Source organism: Janthinobacterium sp. NFX145 (genome assembly GCF_049810325.1).
Taxonomy (GTDB): Bacteria; Pseudomonadota; Gammaproteobacteria; order Burkholderiales; family Burkholderiaceae_D; genus Janthinobacterium; species Janthinobacterium rivuli.
This window is the reverse complement of the sequence record NZ_CP187360.1, coordinates 1,767,449-1,789,800: the sequence shown is the minus strand read 5'-3', so window position 1 is coordinate 1,789,800 and position 22,352 is coordinate 1,767,449. Positions and strand designations below refer to the sequence as shown.

The 22,352-nt window shown below is 63.2% G+C and carries 22 protein-coding genes; 7 read left to right on the top strand and 15 right to left on the bottom strand.

Features of this window, described 5'->3' with window-relative positions; genetic code table 11:
* The first annotated feature begins 71 nt into the window (after window positions 1-71).
* Entirely contained in the window at window positions 72-2,165 is a 2,094-nt protein-coding gene (gene uvrB, locus ACPJXG_RS07940; RefSeq protein WP_278316580.1) for an excinuclease ABC subunit UvrB, read from the top strand.
* A gap of 135 nt (window positions 2,166-2,300) precedes the next feature.
* On the opposite strand, the gene ACPJXG_RS07935 is transcribed toward uvrB, so the two are convergent.
* Window positions 2,301-2,795, bottom strand: coding sequence for a DUF3224 domain-containing protein (locus ACPJXG_RS07935; RefSeq protein WP_425253882.1), 495 nt, complete (start codon window positions 2,793-2,795; stop codon window positions 2,301-2,303).
* A gap of 56 nt (window positions 2,796-2,851) precedes the next feature.
* Here ACPJXG_RS07935 and ACPJXG_RS07930 point away from each other — a divergent pair, with 56 nt between their 5' ends.
* Window positions 2,852-3,694 (top strand): AraC family transcriptional regulator, encoded by an 843-nt coding sequence (locus ACPJXG_RS07930; protein WP_425253881.1) that lies wholly within the window; start codon window positions 2,852-2,854, stop codon window positions 3,692-3,694.
* A gap of 8 nt (window positions 3,695-3,702) precedes the next feature.
* Here the strand turns inward: ACPJXG_RS07930 and ACPJXG_RS07925 are convergent, their stop codons facing one another.
* On the bottom strand, window positions 3,703-4,617 hold the full coding sequence (locus ACPJXG_RS07925) for a LysR family transcriptional regulator (protein WP_035820677.1): 915 nt from the start codon (window positions 4,615-4,617) through the stop codon (window positions 3,703-3,705).
* 106 nt (window positions 4,618-4,723) lie between these two features.
* Between ACPJXG_RS07925 and ACPJXG_RS07920 the strand changes: the two genes are divergently transcribed.
* Genes ACPJXG_RS07920 through ACPJXG_RS07910 form a run of 3 tightly spaced genes read left to right on the top strand, consistent with a single transcriptional unit; the run spans window position 4,724 to window position 7,999 of the window.
* Window positions 4,724-5,815 (top strand): porin, encoded by a 1,092-nt coding sequence (locus ACPJXG_RS07920; protein ID WP_425253880.1) that lies wholly within the window; start codon window positions 4,724-4,726, stop codon window positions 5,813-5,815.
* A 17-nt stretch (window positions 5,816-5,832) separates the two neighbouring features.
* Entirely contained in the window at window positions 5,833-6,630 is a 798-nt protein-coding gene (locus ACPJXG_RS07915) for a substrate-binding domain-containing protein (RefSeq protein WP_425253879.1), read from the top strand.
* A gap of 34 nt (window positions 6,631-6,664) precedes the next feature.
* On the top strand, window positions 6,665-7,999 hold the full coding sequence (locus ACPJXG_RS07910) for an MFS transporter (protein WP_425253878.1): 1,335 nt from the start codon (window positions 6,665-6,667) through the stop codon (window positions 7,997-7,999).
* A gap of 2 nt (window positions 8,000-8,001) precedes the next feature.
* Here ACPJXG_RS07910 and ACPJXG_RS07905 read toward each other — a convergent pair whose 3' ends face one another.
* Entirely contained in the window at window positions 8,002-8,652 is a 651-nt protein-coding gene (locus tag ACPJXG_RS07905; protein WP_425253877.1) for a flavin reductase family protein, read from the bottom strand.
* A 173-nt stretch (window positions 8,653-8,825) separates the two neighbouring features.
* Between ACPJXG_RS07905 and ACPJXG_RS07900 the strand changes: the two genes are divergently transcribed.
* Window positions 8,826-9,887, top strand: coding sequence for an AI-2E family transporter (locus ACPJXG_RS07900; RefSeq protein WP_099400319.1), 1,062 nt, complete (start codon window positions 8,826-8,828; stop codon window positions 9,885-9,887).
* Window positions 9,888-9,890: 3 nt separating this feature from the next.
* Window positions 9,891-10,622, top strand: coding sequence for a hypothetical protein (locus ACPJXG_RS07895; protein ID WP_425253876.1), 732 nt, complete (start codon window positions 9,891-9,893; stop codon window positions 10,620-10,622).
* A gap of 40 nt (window positions 10,623-10,662) precedes the next feature.
* Here the strand turns inward: ACPJXG_RS07895 and ACPJXG_RS07890 are convergent, their stop codons facing one another.
* From ACPJXG_RS07890 to bamB, 12 genes are all read right to left on the bottom strand, one after another.
* Window positions 10,663-10,968 carry an NIPSNAP family protein gene (locus ACPJXG_RS07890; RefSeq protein ID WP_425253875.1) on the bottom strand — a complete coding sequence of 102 codons (306 nt, stop codon included), beginning with the start codon at window positions 10,966-10,968 and terminating at the stop codon, window positions 10,663-10,665.
* On the bottom strand, window positions 10,965-11,891 hold the full coding sequence (locus ACPJXG_RS07885; protein WP_425253874.1) for a WD40 repeat domain-containing protein: 927 nt from the start codon (window positions 11,889-11,891) through the stop codon (window positions 10,965-10,967). Before ACPJXG_RS07885 ends, ACPJXG_RS07890 begins: the two co-directional genes overlap by 4 nt.
* Window positions 11,888-12,397: a GNAT family N-acetyltransferase gene (locus tag ACPJXG_RS07880; RefSeq protein ID WP_278316590.1), complete on the bottom strand. Its 510-nt coding sequence runs from the start codon at window positions 12,395-12,397 to the stop codon at window positions 11,888-11,890. The genes ACPJXG_RS07885 and ACPJXG_RS07880 overlap by 4 nt, the downstream gene beginning before the upstream one ends.
* Before the next feature lie 65 nt (window positions 12,398-12,462).
* Window positions 12,463-13,008: a phosphoribosyltransferase gene (locus ACPJXG_RS07875; RefSeq protein ID WP_034752020.1), complete on the bottom strand. Its 546-nt coding sequence runs from the start codon at window positions 13,006-13,008 to the stop codon at window positions 12,463-12,465.
* A 66-nt stretch (window positions 13,009-13,074) separates the two neighbouring features.
* Window positions 13,075-14,388, bottom strand: coding sequence for an adenylosuccinate synthase (locus ACPJXG_RS07870; protein WP_034752021.1), 1,314 nt, complete (start codon window positions 14,386-14,388; stop codon window positions 13,075-13,077).
* Window positions 14,389-14,391: 3 nt separating this feature from the next.
* The gene (locus ACPJXG_RS07865) at window positions 14,392-15,552 is read right to left on the bottom strand and encodes an ATP phosphoribosyltransferase regulatory subunit (protein WP_034752022.1); all 1,161 of its coding nucleotides are present in this window, start codon (window positions 15,550-15,552) and stop codon (window positions 14,392-14,394) included.
* Window positions 15,553-15,819: 267 nt separating this feature from the next.
* A complete protein-coding gene (hflC, locus tag ACPJXG_RS07860; RefSeq protein WP_046685707.1) occupies window positions 15,820-16,707 on the bottom strand; it encodes a protease modulator HflC in 888 nt (295 codons plus the stop codon).
* Window positions 16,707-18,002: an FtsH protease activity modulator HflK gene (hflK, locus tag ACPJXG_RS07855; protein WP_035820706.1), complete on the bottom strand. Its 1,296-nt coding sequence runs from the start codon at window positions 18,000-18,002 to the stop codon at window positions 16,707-16,709. The genes hflC and hflK overlap by 1 nt, the downstream gene beginning before the upstream one ends.
* A 2-nt stretch (window positions 18,003-18,004) precedes the next feature.
* On the bottom strand, window positions 18,005-19,228 hold the full coding sequence (gene hflX / locus ACPJXG_RS07850) for a GTPase HflX (protein WP_219307227.1): 1,224 nt from the start codon (window positions 19,226-19,228) through the stop codon (window positions 18,005-18,007).
* Between the two features lie 114 nt (window positions 19,229-19,342).
* Entirely contained in the window at window positions 19,343-19,579 is a 237-nt protein-coding gene (hfq, locus tag ACPJXG_RS07845) for an RNA chaperone Hfq (protein WP_008450615.1), read from the bottom strand.
* A 241-nt stretch (window positions 19,580-19,820) separates the two neighbouring features.
* Window positions 19,821-21,167, bottom strand: a complete 1,347-nt coding sequence (gene der, locus ACPJXG_RS07840; protein WP_034752028.1) for a ribosome biogenesis GTPase Der — start codon at window positions 21,165-21,167, stop codon at window positions 19,821-19,823.
* Window positions 21,168-21,171: 4 nt separating this feature from the next.
* Window positions 21,172-22,317 carry an outer membrane protein assembly factor BamB gene (gene bamB / locus ACPJXG_RS07835; RefSeq protein ID WP_176390304.1) on the bottom strand — a complete coding sequence of 382 codons (1,146 nt, stop codon included), beginning with the start codon at window positions 22,315-22,317 and terminating at the stop codon, window positions 21,172-21,174.
* Window positions 22,318-22,352 lie beyond the last annotated feature (35 nt).

Genomic DNA, 22,352 nt, shown 5'->3' with positions numbered 1-22,352 from the left:
TGTAGACAGCGCCCCAAAATACAACGCCAGGGCCGCCAGCAGAGCACTATTCTAACAAAGGTCTGATTCACATGCCCGAATTATCTACCGCCAGCGAGGCGGAAAGCGCAATTATCTCTTTCCCGGACTCCCCCTTCAAGCTGCACCAGCCCTTCCCTCCGGCCGGCGATCAGCCCACGGCGATCGACCAGTTATCCGAGGGGATCGCCGACGGACTGGCCTTCCAGACCCTGCTGGGCGTGACCGGTTCGGGCAAGACCTACACCATGGCCAACGTCATCGCGCGCATGGGCCGGCCCGCCATCGTCTTCGCGCCCAACAAGACCCTGGCCGCGCAGCTGTACAGCGAGTTCCGCGACTTTTTCCCGCAAAACGCGGTCGAATACTTCGTCAGCTACTACGATTACTACCAGCCCGAAGCCTACGTGCCGCAGCGCGACCTGTTCATCGAAAAGGACTCGTCGATCAACGAGCATATCGAGCAGATGCGCCTGTCGTGCACCAAGTCGCTGATGGAGCGGCGCGACGTCATCATCGTCGCCACCGTCTCGGCCATCTACGGTATCGGTAACCCGAACGAATACCACCAGATGATCCTGACGTTGCGCGTTAAAGACAGGGTCGCCCAGCGCGACGTCATCGCGCGCCTGATCCAGATGCAGTACACGCGCAACGAAGTCGATTTCGGCCGCGGCACCTTCCGCGTGCGCGGCGACACCATCGACATCTTCCCCGCCGAGCACGCGGAACTGGCCGTGCGCCTGGAAATGTTCGACGACGAGATCGAATCGATCCAGCTGTTCGACCCGCTGACGGGCAGAGTGCGTCAGAAAATCCCCCGCTTCACCGTGTATCCGGGCTCGCACTATGTGACGCCCCGCTCCACCGTGCTGCGCGCCGTGGAAACCATCAAGGACGAACTGCGCGAGCGCCTGGAATTCTTCCGCAAGGAGAATAAGCTGATCGAGGAGCAGCGGCTGGAGCAGCGCACGCGCTTCGACCTGGAAATGATGGCCGAAATCGGTTTTACCAAGGGCATCGAGAACTACTCGCGCCACCTGTCCGGCGCGCTGCCGGGCGAACCGCCGCCGACCCTGGTTGACTATTTGCCGCCCGACGCCTTGATGTTCCTCGACGAGTCGCACGTGCTGACGGGCCAGCTGAGCGCCATGTACAACGGCGACCGTTCGCGCAAGACGAACCTGGTCGACTATGGCTTCCGCCTACCGTCGGCGCTCGACAACCGGCCCTTGAAATTCGAGGAATTCGAGCAGAAGATGCGCCAGACCGTGTTCGTCTCGGCCACGCCGGCCGAATACGAAAAGACGCATTCCGACCAGGTGGTCGAACAGGTCGTGCGTCCCACGGGCCTGGTCGACCCGCAGATCATCGTGCGCCCGGCCAGCAGCCAGGTGGACGACCTGATGTCGGAAATCGTCGAGCGCATCAAGAAGGACGAGCGCGTGCTGGTGACGACCCTGACCAAGCGCATGTCCGAGCAATTGACGGAATACCTGGGCGACCATGGCATCAAGGTGCGCTACCTGCACAGCGATATCGAAACGGTGGAGCGCGTGGAAATCCTGCGCGACCTGCGCCTGGGCACCTTCGACGTGCTGGTGGGGATCAACCTGCTGCGCGAGGGCCTGGACTTGCCGGAAGTATCGCTGGTCGCCATCCTCGACGCGGACAAGGAAGGCTTTTTGCGCTCCGAGCGCAGCCTGATCCAGACCATCGGCCGCGCCGCGCGTAACCTGAACGGCACGGCGATTCTGTACGGCGACCGCATCACGGACTCCATGCGCCGCGCCATCGACGAGACGGAACGCCGCCGCAACAAGCAGATCGCCTTCAACACAGCCAACAACATCGTGCCGATCGGCGTGAAAAAATCGATCCGCGAAATGATCGACGGCGTCTACAGCCCGCAGGAAGCGCGCGAAAACCTGCAAGTGGCGCAGGAAGCGGCCAAGTTCGAGTCCATGAGCGAGAAGCAGGTCAGCAAGGAAATCAAGCGCCTGGAAAAACTGATGGTCGACCACGCCAAGAACCTCGAGTTCGAAAAGGCGGCGCAAGTGCGCGACCAGCTGCACATCCTCAAGCAGCAGCTGTTCGGCGCACCGGGTACCGACAATGTGACATCGATACTGGGTAGGTCGGATTAGGCCCTGCGGGCCGTAATCCGACAACATCGTTGGCGCTGGTCGCGGTGTCGGATTACGCGGCCTTGCCGCTAATCCGACCTACTTGAAAAGCCTTGACCGCACCAGCGAGTACAGGACCGCTGTCCATGGTTCGCCCTACTCCGGCAGCGAATAGTCGATGTCGTAGAAATGCTGGCCATCGATGATGCGGATGGCCAGCGTCCCGCTGATGCCCGTCAGCTGCCCCGTGCCGGAATGCGGCACGATGACGATGGACAGCGTCTGCTGGCCGTCGGCCATCGTGCCCGCATGCTGCGCCACGAAGCTGCCTTCCCTGCCCTGCAAGACGCCCGTGATGGCTTCCATGGCGACATAACCGGCCGCGCCTTTGGTGTCGGTGACGGCGCTGAGCATCTCCCCTTTGGCCGTGGCGACCAGATCGCCGGCATAGACTTTGTCGAGCAGCACCTTGCCCAGAGTCGTGCGCCCCGCGCGCTGCGGCGCCGCAGCTGGCGTCATGGTGATGCTGAAACTTCCCGTGGCGTGCACTTGCATGCGATGATCTCCCTCTGCAGATGAGGCGGCGCTGGCCGGCGCCACCGATAGACAACATGCGGCCAGCATCAGGCCCGGCAAACTGTATGATTTCATGATTCCCTTTCAATCGATGCGAGAGAGCCATCCTAGTGCCGCGCAGGAGACAAATATTGGATAAAGCCGACAGCACGCGCAATGTGCTCGCCACGCGCGGCCAGGCGCCGAAAGGCATCGTCGACCCGCAGGCGGCGGCGCGCCGCATACGGCTGGCGACCTATCCGCCAACTGGCGCGCTGGCGCCGTTCGTCGAGTACTTCTGGGTGGTCGAATGGGACAGGCGGGACTGCGCGCCGGAGACGCAGCGCGTGCTGCCCTACCCGAACGCCCACCTGGTGTTCGACCTTGGGCGCACGGCCATCCATGGCGTCGTGCGCGGCGCCTTCGACCGGCCATTGAGCGGAGCGGGCAAGGTGCTGGGCGTGCGTTTTTCGCCGGGCGGCCTGCGCCCGTTCATCAGCCAGCCCTTGTCGTCATTCACCGACACGACCATCGCCGCCGACGCCCTGCTGGACATGCCGGCCGCGCAAGCCGAGGCGCTGGTGCTGCTGCAAGCCGACGATACGGCGATGGTGGCGCAGGCACAGGCGCTGCTGCTGGCCAGGCTGCCGCAAGTCGACGACGCCGCCCTGCTGGCCGCCAGGCTGACGGCCGCGGCGGCGGCCCGCAATGGCCCGGCGAGCGTGGCGCAGCTGTGCGAAAAAATGGGCATCGGCGAACGCCGGCTGCAGCGCCTGTTCGCCAACTACGTGGGCGTGCCGCCGAAGTGGGTGATCCAGCGCTACCGCCTGCAGGAAGCGATCTGGCGCCTGGCGCAGCCCGATGCACCCGACCTGGCCAGCCTGGCGCAGGAACTGGGCTTTTTTGACCAGGCCCATTTCAGCCGCAGCTTTGCGGAACTGGTGGGCAGCACGCCGCTCGACTATCGCCGCTCGCAGCGAGAGACAGACGCCTAGCACTGCGCTCACCCCCGCCGTCCCTGCTTGCCGATGCTCGCGCTCATCATGTCGAACAGGGTGCGCGACGCGGGCGGCATCGCGTGCTGATGCCGGCTGATCAAGCCCAGCGTCCGCTTCACGGCGGGATTGACGAGCGGCACGCCGACCACCGTGCCTTGCCGCTCCGGCAAAATCGACAGCCCCGGCACGGCCGCCACACCCAAACCCGACTCCACCAGCGCCAATATGCCTGACACGTGGTTGATCTCGCACGAGATCCACGGGTGCTTTTCCACGCCGGCCAGCGCCGCATCGAGCACGCTGCGGTTGCCGCTCGACTTGGCCACCGAGATATAGCGTTCGTCGACGGTGTCTTTCCAGCTCAGCTTCTTGCGCTTGGCCAGCCGGTGATCGTTGCGCATCGCCAGCACGTAGGTCTCGACGTAAATAGGCTGGAAATGGATTTCCGGATTTTCCGCGCCCGTGAAGCTGATGCCGAAATCCGCCTCGCCTGTCAGCACAAGATTGAGCACGTCCTGCGCGCTTTCGTCATGCACGCGCACGCGGATTTTTGGAAACTGCGCGCTGAAGCGCTTGAGCACGTCCGGCAGAAAATGCCACACGGCCGACGGCACGCAGGCGAACGTCACCGTCCCGGTGCGGTGCGCGGCCAGGTCGGCGACACCGAGCACGGCATCCTCGAGGCCGTTGAGCGCATCGCGCACGTTCACCAAAAACACCTGCCCCACATTGGTCAGCTGCACGCGCCGGGTGGTGCGTTCGAACAGCTTGACGCCCAGCGCATCTTCGAGTTTTTCAATGCGGCGGCTGAGCGCCGGCTGCGACAGGAACAAGTCGGCCGCGGCCTGGCGAAAGCTGTTGCGCTCGGCCACGGCCACGAAGGCCTGCAAATCATGAAGTTCGTAATTGATGCGCTGCATGCATGAATCCCCGGAAAAATTGCAATTATCAAATTATGCCATTTCAACGATGATGGGGTCTTAATGCTGAGCCTCGCCAAGAAGGCATCACCCCGAGGGAGACACCATGCGACATTGTTCCACGTTCGCGCTATTGTTCGCGGCCAGCGGCACCTGCCTGGGCCAGAGCGGCGCGGTTTTGTATGGCATCGCGGATGCCGGCATCCGTTATGGAAAAGGTTTGACCGCCGCCAACGCACCGACGGCTGGCAGCGCCACGCCCGCCATCAGCAGCGGCATCAACAACACGAGCCGCTGGGGCCTGCGCGGCCAGGAAGACCTCGGCGGCGGCTGGCAGGCGCTGTACCGTCTCGAGGGCGGGCTGAATCTGGACACAGGCAGCGCGGCCAAATCCGACAAGCTGTTCGACCGGCAAGCGTGGGTGGGACTCAAGTCGCCGCTGGGCTCCGTGACCCTGGGGCGCCAGGCAACCTTGCTGGCCGACGCCATCGCGCCGGTGGATCCGCTGGGCATCCGCTATGCCTCATTCAATCCGAACGTCAACATCACAGGATTGAGCAACACGGCTTTTGGCCGGCATGCGTTCGGCCAGCAATACGGCAGCAGCGGCTATGCCGACAACTTCTACCGGCTCGACAACATGGTGAAAACCAGCGCCAGCCTCGGGCCGGTGGTGGCGCGCGCCGCCTATTCCTTCGGCGAGGTGGCGGGCGCCACGTCGCCATTGTCGACCTGGGGCGGCGCCCTGACCTACCAGCAGGCGGGGCTGGCCATCTCCGGGGCGCTGATGCGCTTTCGCAATCGCGACAACCGCAGCCTCGACGCCGCCACCGTGGGCGCCGCCTACAAGGTGGACATCTGGCAGTTCAAGGCCAACCTCGGCGTCAACCGCGCCGACGTGGGCGCCGGCAAATCCGTGCGGCAGGGCGTGCTGTCCGCCGGCGTAAGCCGGCAAATGGCGCAGGACGTGCTGCTCACGACCGCCTACTACAAGGTGCGGCGCAGCGCCACGGGCCACGTCGACGACGGCTTCCAGCGCGCTTTCGCCTACCTGGAAAAAACGCTCTCGCCGCGCTCGACCCTGTATCTCGAATCGGACTACACCACGTGGCAAGGCGATGCGGCCGGCGTCACGGGAACGCGGGCCAACGACCGCAAAGGCATGGGCCTGACGCTCGGCCTCATGCACAAATTTTAACGACAGGAGAAACAACCATGCTTCAACAGACCCTCGTGCGGCGCTCCGCCCCCCTACTGGCCGGCTTCATGCTGCTCGCCGCCGGCGCGGCCCATGCCGCCGACATCCGCGTGGTCAGCTCGGGCGGCTTCGCCCAGGCCTACAAAAATCTGGCGCCCGCCTACGAGCGCGCCAGCGGCGACCATCTGGTCTCCGAATGGGGACCGTCGATGGGCACCACCAAGAATGCGATCCCGGCGCGCCTGGCGCGCGGCGAGCCAATCGACGTCGTCATCATGGTGGGCGACGCGCTCGACAAGCTGATGCAGGAAGGCCGCCTGGTCCCCGGCAGCAAGGTGGTCCTGGCCAATTCGCCGATTGCCTGCGCCGTGCGGCGCGGCGCGGCCAAGCCCGACATCAGCACCACCGAAGGCTTGCGCAGCGCCTTCCTGAAGGCGGACAAGGTCGCCTATTCGGACAGCGCCAGCGGCGTCTACATCGAGACGCAGCTGATGAACAAGCTGCATATTTCGGAGCAGATGCAGGGCAAGGCCGCAAAAATTCCCGCCACCCCCGTCGGCGAAATCATCGCCCATGGCCAGGCCGATTTCGGCTGCCAGCAGCGCAGCGAGCTGCTGCCGGTCGAAGGCATCGACATCGTCGGCCTGCTGCCGCCGGAAGTGCAGAAGATGACGCAGTTTTCGGCGGCGCTGGTCCCCGGCGGCAAGGAGCCGGAATCCGGCCGCGCCTTGCTGCGCTTCCTCGCCGCCCCTGCCAACGCCGGCGCGATCGAAGCGACCGGGCTGGAACCGGCGTCAGGATCAACTACGCACTAGGCGACGTCACTCATCTTTCATCAATAGGTAAATCATGGCCATTCCCTCCACCGCCGCACCCATCGCCGAGGCAGCGCCGCCGCGCGCGCAAGTGCGCCCGCCCTCGCGCATCGCCACCGTCATCCGGGTGACGAGCGGGAACTTCATCGAAATGTACGATTTTTTCCTGTTCGGCTTTTACGCCACGTACATTGCCAAGGCCTTCTTCCCCGCCACCAGCGAATACGCGGCCCTGATGATGACGTTCGCCACCTTCGGCGCGGGATTTTTCATGCGTCCGCTGGGCGCCATCATCCTCGGCAGCTACATCGACCGCATCGGCCGCCGCAAGGGCCTGGTGCTGACCCTGGCCATCATGGCATCCGGCACGGCGCTGATCGCCTTCGTGCCTGGCTATGCCACCATCGGGCTGCTGGCGCCGTTCCTCGTGCTGATCGGGCGTTTGCTGCAAGGCTTTTCCGCCGGCGTGGAACTGGGCGGCGTATCCGTCTACCTGTCCGAAATGGCGACGCCCGGCAACAAGGGATACTACGTCAGCTGGCAGTCGGCCAGCCAGCAGGTGGCCATCATTTTTTCCGCCGCGCTCGGCTACTATCTCAACGAAACCTTGAGCAAGGAATTCATCGCGGACTGGGGCTGGCGCATTCCGTTCTTCATCGGCTGCTCGATCATCCCCGTGGTGTTCTACATCCGCCGTTCGCTGCAGGAGACCGAGGCCTACCTGACGCGCAAATCGCATCCGACGTTCCGGCAGATGCTGGGGACGATCGCCCTCAACTGGCCGCTGGTGGTCACCGGAACGATGCTGATCGTGCTGACGACGGTCGCCTTCTACCTGATCACCGTCTACACGCCGACCTTCGGCAAGAACGTGCTCAAACTGAGCACCGAGGAAAGCCTGCTCGTCACCTTGTGCATCGGCCTGTCGAACTTCATCTGGCTGCCCGTCATGGGTGCGCTGTCCGACCGCATCGGGCGCTGGCCCATCATGGCCGTATGCTCGGCGCTGACGGTATTGACAGCGTATCCGGCCTTGTCCTGGCTGGTCGCCCATCCCAGCTTCGACCACATGCTGATGGTGGAGCTGTGGCTGTCCTTCCTGTACGGCAGTTACAACGGGGCCACCATCGTCGCGCTGACGGAAATCATCCCGGCCAGCGTCAGGACAACGGGCTTTTCGCTGGCCTACAGCCTGGCCACCGCGCTGTTCGGCGGCATGACGCCGCTCGTATCGACCTTGCTGATCGAGAGCACCGGCGACAAGGCGGCGCCAGGCTACTGGATGGCCGGCGCCGGCGCCATCAGCCTGGTGGCGACGTGGCTGATCTATCGCGGCATCGTCAGGGAGCGCCATCCGCTCCCGGCATGATGTTACGGCCAGGCGGGCCGGCGCATGTGGAACAGGCTGTCCGGCCCGATCTCGAAATAATCGGCCGGACCGCCGCCGCGCAAGATCGGTGCGGCGGCCGCCGTGTCGTACACGCCATCGGTCAACAGGTGGCGCGCGATGTGCACGCCCACCACTTCCCCCAGCACCAGCCAGCTGCCGACACCGTCGCCATTGACGCCTTGCAGCTCGATGATCTGCGTGCGCCGGCATTCGAAAGAGACGGGACTTTCCGCCACGCGCGGCACGTTGACGATGCGCGAGGCGGCCGGCGTCAGGCCGGCCAGCGCGAATTCATCGACTTCGGGCGGCGCCGGCGCGCAGCTGATATTCATCGCCCCGGCCAGCGGACGGGTCGCCAGGTTCCACACGAATTCGCCCGTCTGTTCGATATTGCGCAAGGTATCCTTGCGGCCGATGCTGGAAAAACCGATCAGCGGCGGATGGTAATTGAAGGCGTTGAAAAAGCTGTACGGCGCCAGATTGAGCAAGCCCCCGCTGCTGCGCGAGGCGATCCAGCCGATGGGCCGCGGCCCCACGATGGCGTTGAACGGGTCATGCGGCAGGCCATGGCCCTGTGCAGGTTCATAAAAGTGAATGTTGTCGGCCACGCGCGTTCCTGAAATCGAAGTCATGGGCGCCCGGGATGGAACGCCTGGAGCGACAGCTTACTGGAATTGCCGCCACCGCGTTGCCAGCCCGCCGGCGCCAGGCGCGCTCGCGCACGCATCATGACAATTGTATGGCGCGCAGCACCACGCCTCGCTTATGATGGGACAACTCAACCCTTATCATTCCGCTACCGCCCATGCCTACCCTCACGCTGCATCAGAAAGTGTTCCTGCTCCTCCTGAGCATCGTCACCATCGGCTTCGGCTGGATACTGGCGCCGTATGCGGGCGCCATCTTCTGGGGCGTCATCCTGGCGATCCTGTTCGCCCCCGTGTACCGCTGGCTGCTGCGGAAAACCAAGGGCCGCGCCGGCCTGGCGTCGCTGCTGACCTTGCTGCTGATCATCGTCATCGTGATCCTGCCGCTGTCGCTCATTTCCGTGTCGCTCGTGAACCAGGCGGCCAGCGTCGTGGAAATGGTGCGCTCGGGCGAGATCACGGTCGCCATGTTCTTCAACAAAATCATGGCGGTACTGCCGCAATGGCTGATCAATTTGCTCGACCGCTTCAACCTGACCAGCCTGGCCAGCCTGCAGGACAAGCTGGCCGAGGGCGCCACGCAGGTGAGCCAGGTGGTGGCGGTGAAAGCCATCAACGTGGGCCTGTACACCTTCGAATTTCTCACCAGCCTGTGCATCATGCTGTACCTGCTGTTTTTCCTCATGCGCGATGGCTCGACCCTGTCGGCCCGCATCAAGGGCGCCGTGCCATTGAGCCGCAAGTACAAGCAGCGCCTGTTCACCAATTTCACCACCGTGATCCGCGCCACCGTGAAAGGCAACATCCTCGTGGCGATCGCCCAGGGCGCCCTCGGCGGGCTGGCGTTCTGGTTCCTCGACGTGCCGGCGCCCCTGCTGTGGGCCGTGCTGATGGCCTTCCTGTCGCTGCTGCCGGCCGTCGGCGCCGCCCTCGTCTGGGCGCCCGTGGCCGCCTATTTCCTGGCAACGGGCGCCATCTGGCAAGGCGCAGGCCTGGCCGCCTTCGGCGTCTTCGTCATCGGCCTGGTCGACAACGTGCTGCGCCCCATTTTGGTCGGCAAGGATACCAAGATGCCCGACTACGTGGTGCTGCTGTCGACCGTGGGCGGCATGGCCCTGTTTGGCCTGAACGGCTTCGTCATCGGCCCCGTGGTGGCAGCGCTGTTCATCGCCTCGTGGGATCTGTTCGTCTCTGCCAGCGAATTCCAGGCCGAGGATTGAGGCGTGACGGCCTGGGCAGGCGGGAAACAGATGCGCACCGGCCTTGCAGGACAAGCGCATGATTTTTCTCTCGGCCAGCGTTCCCATGGCCGCTACATCGCCGCGATTATCGTGCTGCACCTGGCGCTGTTCTGGGTAGCCACGCGGCCCGCACACATGAGAATCGAGCACGATGAGCGGATCTGGCTGCAGCTGATGCCGCCACAGCGCCCAATGCAACGCTTCATTCCACCCGCCAAGCCCGATCCGGCGCCGGCACGCGCGCCAGCCCTTCCATCGAGCGCGGCAAGCATGTCGCCGCCAGAGGCGACGGCATCGGTGCAGGACCAGCCGCAAGACGATGCCCTGCCGGCAGAACCGGCGCCTGCCGCACCCAGGACTGGCGCCCTCCCCCTGGCGCAACGGGCGCTGCAGGCAGCCGGCGCCATCGACCGCCAGCTGCGCGCCGAGCATCCGCAGGAGTTCGTGGCGCCGCCCGATACGCCGCAGACGCGCCTGGCAAAGGGATTTGCGGAAGCGCATGCGGCGGTCAAGCCGAAGTGGTTCGAAGCGGCCCGCATCGAGCTGTTCAGCGCGCCAAACGACCCGAAACGCATCTACCGCGTCATCACGGCGACCGGTGAATACTGCATCTATTTACCGGACAAAGGCAGCATGTCGCTGAACCTCAGCGCGCGGTCCGGCTACGCCGGTTTCGGCGAAGGGACGGCGGCGCCTTGTCCCATCCGGTTTTAATAGCGGTCGATAGCGGTCGATAGCGGGAAAGCGCGCCGTTTCAGGCAAACACGGGCCGGAAAAAACTGCGCTCATAACTGATGATGCAGCGCGTCTCTTCGGCATAGCGGAAGGCGGCCTGGCATTCGGTGTCCTGCATCGAGTCGCTGCGGTACTGCTCGTACAAGGCCAGGCTGGGGAACGAGAACATGGCCAGCGCCACGTTGCTGGCGCCCTCGGATGGCAGGAAGTAGCCGTGGTGCTGGCCGCCGAAACGTTCGACCAGCGGTATCCACAGCTTGCCGTAGGCTTCGAATTCCCGCAATTTATACGGGTCGATGATGTAACGCAGGTAACAGGTGATCATGCGGTTTCCTTGTAAACGTTCAGATCCATCAGCATGCCGGACTCCCAGGAGCCGATGGCGGTCAATGGCGAGCCAGGCACAAAATCCAGCCCGCAGGGATAGGTAACATCTTCCTGCGCCAGGACGGCAAGCCCGGGCCAGGCGTAGAACAGCAGCTTGCCCTTGCCGATGCGTCCCAGCGCGCTGCCGTCGGGCAGCCAGCGCAAGGCGTCGCCCGTGCCAGCGCCCGCCTCCACGGGCACCGTGGCCAGCACGCGGCCATCGTCCATCGCGTGCACGGACAGATATTCGTCGCCGCCCGCGTAATGGAGCACGGCCAGGCGCTCGCCGTCGGGCGATGGCGCGCACGACGCCAGGCTGGGCAGCGACAGCACCTTGCGCCCGCCTCCCGCCTGCAAGGGCCAGTCCCATACGCTGCAGTAGTCTGGCGGCTGCGCCTGCCCTTCCTCCACCGATTTGACGCCATGCAGGACCAGCAAACGCCGTGCGCCATCGATGGCGTAGGTTGCGCGCAGCATTTCGCCGGGGTGCTCGTGCTTGAACAGTACTTCGCCCGTCTGCGCATCGCGCACCCGCAAGCAGCCATCCCAGCCGCCGTCGGCCAGATACCGGCCGCATGGCGACCACGCAGGGCCGCAGCCTTCGCCATCCTTTTTGTTCTGGAAGTTCAGCAGCAACTGCCCCGCCTGGGTATCCACCATGGCCATCTGGCCTGTCGTGCTCTTGATGGCCAGCCGGCTGCCGTCGGGCGAGAATGCCATACTGGAGCAATGCGCGATGAATTTGCCGCGCCACAGTTTCTGGCGCACCGCCACGTCCCACAGCACCAGGTCGCGCCCCAGCACGGCCAGGCGCGTGCCATCGGGCGAAAAGCGCACGCCGTAGCTGCAGCCCAGCTTCAAGGGCTTGCGCGTAACCGTCATGGGCGCGGCAGCCGGTAGACGACGCTATCGAGGTCGTAATGGCGCTCCATGCCCGCGTACTGCATGCCCAGGCGCGTCATGACCTTGATCGATGCGGCATTGTCGGGATGGGCCACGGCCACCACTTCGGGCGCGCCGACGACGTCGAACGCATGCGCGACGATGGCGGCCGCCGCTTCGCTGGCATAGCCCTGGCCCCAGCTGGTGCGCGCCAGGCGCCAGCCGATTTCCAGGGGATTGGCCTTGACGCCGGAGAGGTGCTGCAGGCAGGCCATGCCCACCAGTTCACCATCGTCGAGGCGTATCATCGCCCACCACGAATAGCCCCACTCTGCCCAGCGGCCCATGGTGCGCGTGATGGCCGCGCGCGTGTCCTCTTCCGTCTCGGGCTGGCCCGCGTTCAAATAGGTCATCACCTCGGGATCGGTGTTGAGCGTGCGCATGCGCTCGTAATGGCTCTCGTTGATCGGTTCCAGGCGCAGGCGCGCCGTCGTCAGTATGGTCATCGCATTTCCTTGGACGAAAAAAAAGACGATACACGATCGTCTTTTTTTTGCAAGCGCGCACGCAATTACTTGCCTGCTTCGCCCTTCTTGATCCACGCCGCCAGCTGGTGCGGACGCAGGCCGTCGTAGTCTTCGAACGGCTGGTGGATCCACGGGTTGTGCGGCAGTTCGTCGAGGAAGTAGTCGGGACGCACGACGGAGCAGCCTTTCAGCCAGATCACGGCCGATTTGACTTCGGTCACGTCAGGGAAGTTTTCCTTCAGGTGACGCGTGACCTTGTCCAGGGTGACGCCCGAATCGGCCAGGTCGTCGACCAGCAGGATGCGGCCGGCCAGCGGGCCCTTGGTCATGGTCATGTACTTGGCGATATCGAGGTCGCCGCGCACGGTGCCCGCGTCTTCGCGGTAGGAACTGGTCGACAGGATGGCCAGTGGCAAATCAAAAATGCGCGAGAACACGTCGCCGGGACGCACGCCGCCGCGCGCCAGGCACAATACCTGGTCGAATTTCCAGCCCGATTCGTAGACCTTGAGCGCCAGGCGCTCGATCAGGCGGTGGTATTCTTCCCAGTTGACCCAGAGGTGTTGATCGTTCGATTGTGGGGTAGTCATGATAGTGGAATCTTATTATTAGCGTGATTAAAAAAATCCGCCTTGCGGCGGATTGTGTCCAGCAGCTTACTCGAATGGGTGACGCAGCACGATCGTTTCTTCACGATCCGGACCGGTCGAAACCATGTCCACCGGTACGCCGACCAGTTCTTCGATGCGCTTGATGTAAGCGCGCGCCGTTGCTGGCAGGGCTGCCAGCGATTTCGCGCCGACCGTGCTTTCCGTCCAGCCTGGCATCTCTTCGTACACCGGCACGCAACGGGCGGCTTCTTCAGCGCCCGATGGGAAGATGTCCGTGGCGACGCCGTCGATGGTGTAGCCGGTGCACAGTTTCAGCGTTTCGATACCGTCCAGCACGTCCAGCTTGGTCAGGCACATGCCCGTCACGCCGTTGATCTGCACGGAGCGGCGCAGCAAGGCGGCGTCGAACCAGCCGCAGCGGCGGGCACGGCCCGTCACGGTGCCGAATTCATGGCCGACTTGCGCCAGGTGGTGGCCGACGCCCGCATCCGTTGGCAGTTCCGAAGGGAACGGGCCGGAACCGACGCGCGTCGTGTAAGCCTTGGTGATGCCCATGATGTAGTGCAGCATGCCAGGACCGACACCCGAACCGGCGGCGGCATTGCCGGCCACGCAGTTCGACGAGGTGACGAACGGATACGTACCGTGGTCGACGTCAAGCAGGGAACCCTGCGCGCCTTCGAACAGCAGATTCGCGCCGGCCTTGTGCGCCTTGTACAGCGCGCTCGACACGTCGGTGACCATCGGACGCAGACGCGGCACATAGGCCAGCGCGTCGTCGAGGGTCTTCTGATAGTCGACTTTCGGCGCCTTCAGGTAGTTTTCCAGCACGAAGTTGTGGTAATCGAGGTTTTCGGCCAGCTTTTCGGCAAAGCGCTTCTCGTTCAGCAGGTCGGCGATACGGATCGCGCGGCGCGCCACTTTGTCTTCGTAGGCCGGGCCGATGCCCTTGCCGGTGGTGCCGATCTTCGCATCGCCACGCTTGGCTTCACGCGCCAGGTCGATCGCGGTGTGGTACGGCAGGATCACGGGCGCCGCGTCCGACACTTTCAGGCGCGAGGCGACTTCGACGCCGACCGCTTCGAGCTTGTCGATTTCACGCAGCACGTCCGGCACGGAAACGACCACGCCGTTGCCGATGTAGCAGGCGACGCCTGGACGCATGATGCCCGACGGGATCAGCTGCAGCGCGGTTTTGACGCCGCCGATGACCAGCGTGTGACCTGCATTGTGGCCGCCCTGGAAGCGCACCACACCCTGGGCGTGATCGGTCAACCAGTCGACGATCTTGCCTTTACCTTCATCGCCCCATTGGGTGCCGATGACAACGACGTTCTTTGCCATAATTTTCTTTGACATCACTTAACCTAAGTTTTTAAGAATCCAGCTACTACCATTATCGGCAAGTACCAGCACGCGATCGCACTCGAACTCGTCTTGTTCATTACTGTGACCCGGCATACTCTGGATCACGACCTCGCCCGCCTTGCGCAACTCGGCGATTTTTTCCTTCAATTCTGGCGCGCTGCCCCACGGCGCGCGGATCGAATGCTTCCGTTCCGCGGTCGGCAACAGGCGCGCCAGTTCGCGCAAATCGAGCGAGAAGCCGGTCGCGGGACGTGCCCGGCCGAACGCTTCGCCGACGTGGTCATAACGGCCGCCGCGCGCAACCGCGTTCGGCAAGCCTGGTACATACAGCGCAAACATCGCGCCACTTTCATATTGGTAGCCGCGCAGGTCGGCCAGGTCGATCGCCACTTCGGCGCGGCCCAGCGCGGAGCCTGCGAGCGCGGCCAGCTCGGCCAGCGCTTTCAGCACGCCCGGCAGCGGCGGCAGCACTTCGCGCGCACGCGCCAGCACGTCGATGTCGCCATACAGGTTCGGCAAGGCCAGCAGCGCATCGCGCGTGACGGCATCGTAGGATGCGGTCAGGGCGCGCAGGCCCGGCGCATCTTTCGCGCGCAGCAAGGCGTACAGCGCAGCTTCGTCGCGCTCGGCGGCGGCGTCTTGCGCAATGATAGCGCGCAACAGGCCGACGTGCGACAAATCCAGGCGGACGCTGTCGAAACCGGCCAGTGCCAGCGAAGCGAGCGCCAGTTCCTGGATCTCGGCATCGGCTTCCAGGCCGGCGTGGCCATAGATTTCGGCGCCGATCTGCAGCGGCTCGCGGGTGGCGTGCAGGCCCGACGGACGGGTATGCAGCACGCTGCCGGCGTAGCACAGGCGGGTGACGGTGGCACGGTTGAGCAGGTGCGCGTCGATGCGCGCCACTTGCGTCGTCATGTCGGCGCGCAGGCCGAGCATGCGGCCCGACAGCTGGTCAACCAGTTTGAACGTGCGCAGGTCGGTATCCTTGCCAGCGCCGGTCATCAGCGATTCCAGATACTCGAGCAGCGGCGGCATCACCAGTTCATATCCGTACAGACGGAAATTATCCAGCATGAGGCGGCGCAGCTCTTCGATCTTGCGCGCTTCCGACGGCAAAACATCGGCAATATTTTCGGGCAAAAGCCAATTCGGCATGAGGGAGCGAGATACGGAAGAAAGTTGAAAAATGCATCATGCGAGGCAGCGGCGGGCGCGCCAGGCAAGAGGCCGAACCTGATATTTTACGCGAAAACACGGGCCTTTAGGGATAAGTTGTCCGAAACGCTGCCGCACAGCCCTAAAAACACCGCATTTTACGCCTTCCCGCAACAGCCTGACGGGCACAAAAAAACGGGGCCGGCATCGATGCCGGCCCCGCTGCCGCCACCCGGTCTTGCGGCCGGGGGCAGTGTCGATGCTGTTTTACTTCTTGGACGGAGCGGCCGTGCCGTTACCCTTGAAGTACTTGAAGAATTCCGAACTCGGATCGACCACCATCACGTCGCCCTTGTCCTTGAACGTGGCGCGGTAGGCTTCCAGGCTACGGTAAAACTTGTAGAACTCCGGATTCCGGCCAAACGCTTCCGCATACACTTGCGACGCCTTGGCATCGCCCTCGCCGCGGATCTTCTCGGCTTCGCGGTACGCTTCGGCCAGGATCACCGTGCGCTGCTTGTCGGCGTCGGCGCGGATTTTCTCGGAGTCGGCCGAACCGGTCGAACGCAGCTCGTTGGCCACGCGCACGCGCTCGGACTTCATACGCTCGTACACGGAGTTGTTGATCTGCTCGACGTAATCGACGCGCTTCAGGCGCACGTCGACGATGCCCACGCCGATGGCCTCGGCCTCGGCCGCCACCTTGGCCTTGATCGCCTGCATCACCTTGCCGCGCTCGCCCGAGATCACTTCGCGCACCGTGCGCTTGGTGATTTCATCATTCAGCGCGGCCTTGACGATTTGCGACATGCGGTTGCGGGCGCGGCTTTCATCACCGCCAAAGCTGCGGAAATAGGTCTTCGGATTGACGATGCGCCACTTCACATAGGCGTCGACGAGAATATTCTTCTTCTCGGCCGTGATGAAGCGCTCCGGCTCCGGCGTGTCGAGCGTCAGGATGCGCTTGTCCAGGTAGATGACGTTCTGGAACGGCGGCGGCAGCTTGAAGTACAAGCCTGGTTTGCTGATCTCGTCCTTGACTTCACCCAGGGCGAAGACGATGGCGTATTTACGCTGATCGACGACGAACACGGTCGAGGAAAGGAGCATGATCGCGATAAAGCCCGCGATCAGGGCAGCAACGATACGGTTCATTAGCGGCTCTCCCGTTCACGCGAAGAGCGGCTGTCGCGACGCGAATTGACTTCTACTGTCTGCATGGCTTCCTGTGGCATTACGGTATTGGCTGCGGGTGCGGCCGCTGTGGCGCGCGCTGCCGCGGCCGAGGCGTCCGACGCCGCCTGCTGGGCGATCAACTTGTCGAGCGGCAGATACAGCAGATTGCTGCCGGTCTTGGCGTCAACCATGACCTTGCTGGCACTGCTGAACACTTGCTGCATCGTTTCCAGGTACATGCGGTCGCGCGTGACGGCCGGCGCCTTCTGGTACTCGACCAGCACCTGCTTGAAGCGCGACGCATTACCTTCGGAGTTCTCGGTCACCATGGCCCGGTAGGCCTCGGCTTCCTGCACCAGGCGGAATGCCGCGCCGCGTGCTTTCGGAATGACGTCATTGGCGTAAGCCTGGCCTTCATTCTTCTGGCGCTCACGGTCCTGGCCTGCCTTGACGGCATCGTCGAAAGCGGCTTGCACCTGCTCCGGCGGCTGCACGGCCTGCATCGTCACGTTGTTGATCAACACGCCTGACTTGTAATCTTCAAGAATCTGCTGCATCAATTTTTGCGTGTCGAAGGCTACTTTTTCACGGCCTTCATACAGCACGAAGTCCATCTTGCTGCGGCCGACCACTTCGCGGATCGCCGTTTCGGCGACCTGGCGCAAGGTGTCTTCCTGGTCGCGCAGGCTGAACAGCCATTCCACCGGATCTTTCAAGGTGTACTGCACCGCGAACTGGATGTCGATGATGTTTTCATCGTCCGTCAGCATCAGCGACTCGCTGGCCTGCTTGTTGCGCAGCGACGTGCGATAGCCAACTTCCACCGTGCGCACCTGCGACACGTTGACGGTTTCATCGGTCTGGAACGGATACGGCCAGCGCCAGTTGAGACCGGCCGGCGCCGTGCGCGTGTATTGGCCAAACGTCAGCACGACGCCGCTCTGGCCCTCTTGCACGATGAAGGCGCCGCTGGCGAGCCAGATGAAGACGGCGATCACGCCGACCACGCCGGCGGTGATGCCGGCGCCCTTCATGTCGGGACGCGGACCACCGCCACCGCCGTTGTTATTGCCGCCGTTGTCGGGACGGTTCTTCTGTCCGAAAAAGGCGTTCAGGCGCTGATTGAAATCGCGCCACAACTGATCGAGGTCCGGCGGACCTTCGCCGGGCTTTTTGCCTTCTTGGGCTTTCTTGCCGTCGTCCTTGCGATTGCCCCAGCGGGGATCGTTCAGGGACAACTTCAAGCCTGTTTTTTTGAGTAGGGAGACAAGCATAACTATCGTGTTCCGACTTGGGAGTGGGTGGAAATCCTATCGTCCTCGCCAGGCTCTTCGTCCTGGTCCGGGGCGGCGCCATCGTGCTGGTCGTACTGACCGTCAAACTGATCTTCCTGCGGTGCTGCGTCGTTCTGGTACAGGTGGGCCGAACCGGGCGCCTTCCTGGCCATCTCGACAATCGCATCGCGCAGCAGGTCGAGCCCGCTGCCCTTCTGCGCACTGACGAACACGCGACTGATCGTAGCATATTCATCGCGTTCCACCGAAGGCTCCAGCCCGGCCGCATCGATCTTGTTCCACACGAGGATTTGCGGGATATGATCGGCGCCGATCTCTTTCAAGACCAGGTTGACCTGTTCGATCTGCTCCATGCGCACCGGCGACGCGGCGTCGACGACGTGCAGCAGCAAATCGGCATGGATGGTTTCTTCGAGCGTGGCGCGGAAGGCCGCCACCAACTGGTGCGGCAATTCGCGCACGAAGCCGACCGTGTCGGAGATCACCACATTGCCCACTTCCTGGCCCAGGTAAACCCGGCGCGAGGTGGTGTCGAGGGTGGCGAACAACTGGTCGGCGACATACACGCCGGCCTTGGTCACGGCATTGAACAGGGTCGACTTGCCGGCATTGGTATAGCCGACCAGGGACACGGAAAATGTGTGATTGCGGCCGCGTGCGCGGCGCTGCGTTTCGCGCTGCTTGTGCAGCTTTTCCAGACGGGCGCGCAAGGCCTTGACGCGGTCGCCGATCAGCCGGCGGTCGGTCTCGAGCTGCGTCTCGCCGGGACCGCGCAAGCCGATACCGCCCTTTTGCCGCTCAAGGTGGGTCCAGCCGCGGATCAGGCGCGTGGCCAGATGCTGCAGCTGCGCCAGCTCGACTTGCAGCTTGCCCTCGTGGCTCTTGGCGCGCTGCGCGAAGATGTCGAGGATCAGGCTGGTACGGTCGAGCACGCGCACATTCAGGCGCTTTTCCAGATTGCGCTGCTGTGCGGGCGACAGGGCATGGTTGAAGATGACGATTTCCAGGCCATCGTTGACGACGACGTCGCCAATTTCATCGGCCTTGCCGCTGCCGACGAAATACGCGGAATCAGGACTGGAACGCTTGGCCGTGATGGTGGAAATCGGGTCGGCGCCAGCCGAACGCGACAACAGCATGAGTTCCTCCATGCTGGCGGCGAAGTCGCTGTGACCGAAGTCAACCCCGACTAGTGCCGCGCGCATGATGGCAACTGATGAGTTGTGGCGGACGCCGACGCCGATGCAAACGCATCAGCGCCGCTGGCGCGGACGGGGGCGATGGAGGGTGAAAGGCGCTGGGCCGTCAAGCTCAACGCTTTACTCCGCTTCAGATTCAATATTGAGATTGACGGCACGGGCCGGCACCACTGTCGAGATGGCATGCTTGTACACCATCTGTGTCACCGTATTGCGCAGCAATACGACATATTGATCGAACGATTCGATATGGCCCTGCAATTTAATGCCATTGACCAGGTAGATCGAGACAGGAACATGCTCTTTGCGTAATGCATTGAGGAATGGGTCTTGTAACAGTTGCCCTTTGTTGCTCATAACAGCTCCGTTGTTTATGTTGTTGTGTAAGAATTGGAGGCGACTCGCTTGATTTCAAGTGCTCTCACACCTTTCAAAGAAAGAAAGATGCGTCATAGCTACTGTAACCTGTTTTCGCGATCGCTGTCGCGCATGGCGCATTAACACTTTATTATTTCCGTGCAAACAGCCATTAAATGGTGGCCGGCGCCGCATTATCTCCGCGGCGCCTTAATCTGCACTTAATTCAGCATGTAAAACATTACTTGCTTGGCGTGCGTGCAAACGGATTTTTACCCGTGCGCAGTTCGATGCGCAGCGGCGTGCCGACCAGGGCAAACGTATCGCGGAAATGTTTTTCCAGATAGCGTTTGTACGGGTCGCCGACGGCGTCGAGCGCATTGCCGTGAATAACGATCACAGGCGGGTTCATGCCGCCCTGGTGGGCGTAACGCAGCTTCGGACGGATCGAACCCTTGCGGCGCGGCTCCTGCTTCTCCACGGCCTCGATCAGGGCGCGCGTCAGCTTCGGCGTCGACAGGTCGCACATGGCGGCTGCATACGCGGCGTTGAGCGACTTCATCAATGGACCGATGTTGGTGCCCTTCAGCGCCGAAATGAAATGCATCTGCGCGAACGACAGGAAATCGAGCTTGCGGTCGATATCGATCTTGATTTCATCGCGCTCGTGCGATTGCAAGCCATCCCATTTGTTCACTGCCACGACCAGCGCGCGGCCCGATTCCAGGATAAAGCCGGCGATGTGCGCGTCCTGCTCCGAGATATCCTGCTGCGCGTCGAGCATCAGCACGACCACGTTGGCTTCGGAAATCGACTGCAGCGTTTTCACCACCGAGAATTTCTCGATCGCCTCAAACACCTTGCCGCGACGGCGGATACCGGCCGTGTCGATCAGGGTGTATTGCTGGCCATCGCGTTCGAACGGGATTTCGATCGAGTCGCGCGTCGTGCCCGGCATGTCGAAGGCGATCACGCGCTCTTCGCCCAGCAGGGTGTTGATCAAGGTCGACTTGCCCACGTTCGGACGGCCGACGAGGGCGATCTTGATGCCGCGGTCGGTCTTTTCCAGCTCTTCAGGCTCATCCGGACGCTGCGCGAACGCCAGGTCCAGCATCACTTCGACGAGGTCGTTGACGCCGTCGCCGTGCGCCGACGAGATCGCATACGGATCGCCCATGCCCAATTCATAGAATTCGGACACGACGGCCGTATAGCGCATGCCTTCGCTTTTGTTGACCACCAGCAAGACCGGGCGGCCGCTCTTGCGCAGGAAGTCGACGATGGTCTTGTCATGCGGGGTCAGGCCTTGACGGCCGTCCACGATGAATACCACCACGTCGGCCTCGGCCACGGCCTGCTTGGTCTGCAGTGCCATCTGGTGCATGATGCCTTCCTTGGCGACGGGTTCGAAACCACCCGTATCGATGACCAGGAAGGGACGTTCGCCGACACGGCCTTCGCCATAGTGACGATCGCGCGTCAACCCAGGCAAATCCGCCACCAGCGCATCGCGCGAGCGGGTCAGACGATTGAATAAAGTCGATTTCCCAACATTGGGTCGACCTACTAGTGCAATTACCGGCTTCATTGTATTACTCGACCGCGAGAGCGGTCACTGTCCCTGATTGGGTTTGAAAAATCAAATTCGAACCGGCAACAACGGGAGCCGAAACAATCGGGCTACCGTCGGTGCTGACACGACCTATTAATGCGCCATCTTCCCGTGACAGGAAGTGGATGTAACCTTGATAGTCACCGACGGCGACGCTGCGGCCGTAAGAGGCCGGCGTCGACAGGCGGCGGCGCGCCAGCGCCTCATTCTTCCAGGCGCTCTGGCCGCCTTCGCGGCTGAATGCCACGACGCCGCCCTGGTCATCGGCAACAAACACGAAACGCTGGTCGACGGCCACGCCCACATCGGACGAGATCGGCTTGGTCCAGCGCGGCACGCCTGTGGCCGCATCGAAGCAGCCCGCCTTGCCCTGGTACGTGACGGCGCATACTTCGCCTTCGAACACCACCGGCGCACCGGCGATGTCGGAGACACGCTCCAGTTCGGTGGCGCCGCGCGGTTCGCTGACGACGATCTCCCAGCGTACCACACCGGTGGCCGCCGTCAGTGCCAGCAGCTTGCCGCCCGGCTGGGCCACGTAGATGTTGGCGCCGCCCAGCACCATGCCCGGCGCATTGCGCAAGGTCAGTGCCGGCGTGGCGCGCTGTACCGTCCACTTGCGCTCGCCCGTCTTGGCGTCGAAGCCGACGATGCGGTTGTCGACGCTGCGCACGACGACCACGCCCTGCCCCACAACGGGCGCCGTCAATACTTCGCTGGACGCCTGCGCTTTCCACAGTTGCTTGCCATCGGCGTCGAACGCCAGCACGGCGCCCTTGGCGGCGCCCACTGCGACGACCGTGCCATCGCTGCCGGCGCTCGACGTGATGTCGCTGCCGGCCTTGATGCGCCACGTCTCACGGCCGCTGGCCGCATCCAGGCGCGCCAGCGCACCATCGGCATTGACCACGTACAGGCTGCTGCCGGCCAGCGCAGGCGTAAACGCGTACACGCCGGCCTTGCCGATCGAATACTTCCACGCGTCGCGCACGGCGATGCTCGATTTTAACTCGACCAGCTTGGCCGGTTCGACTTTCGGATCTTTCGAGGCGAACGGGTTCCAGGACGAGCAACCGGCCATCAGGGCCAACAGACTTGCAGCTACCAGCTTTTCAGTGACACGCATAAGTGTTATCCAACCTTTTTCTTGTACTTGTAAGG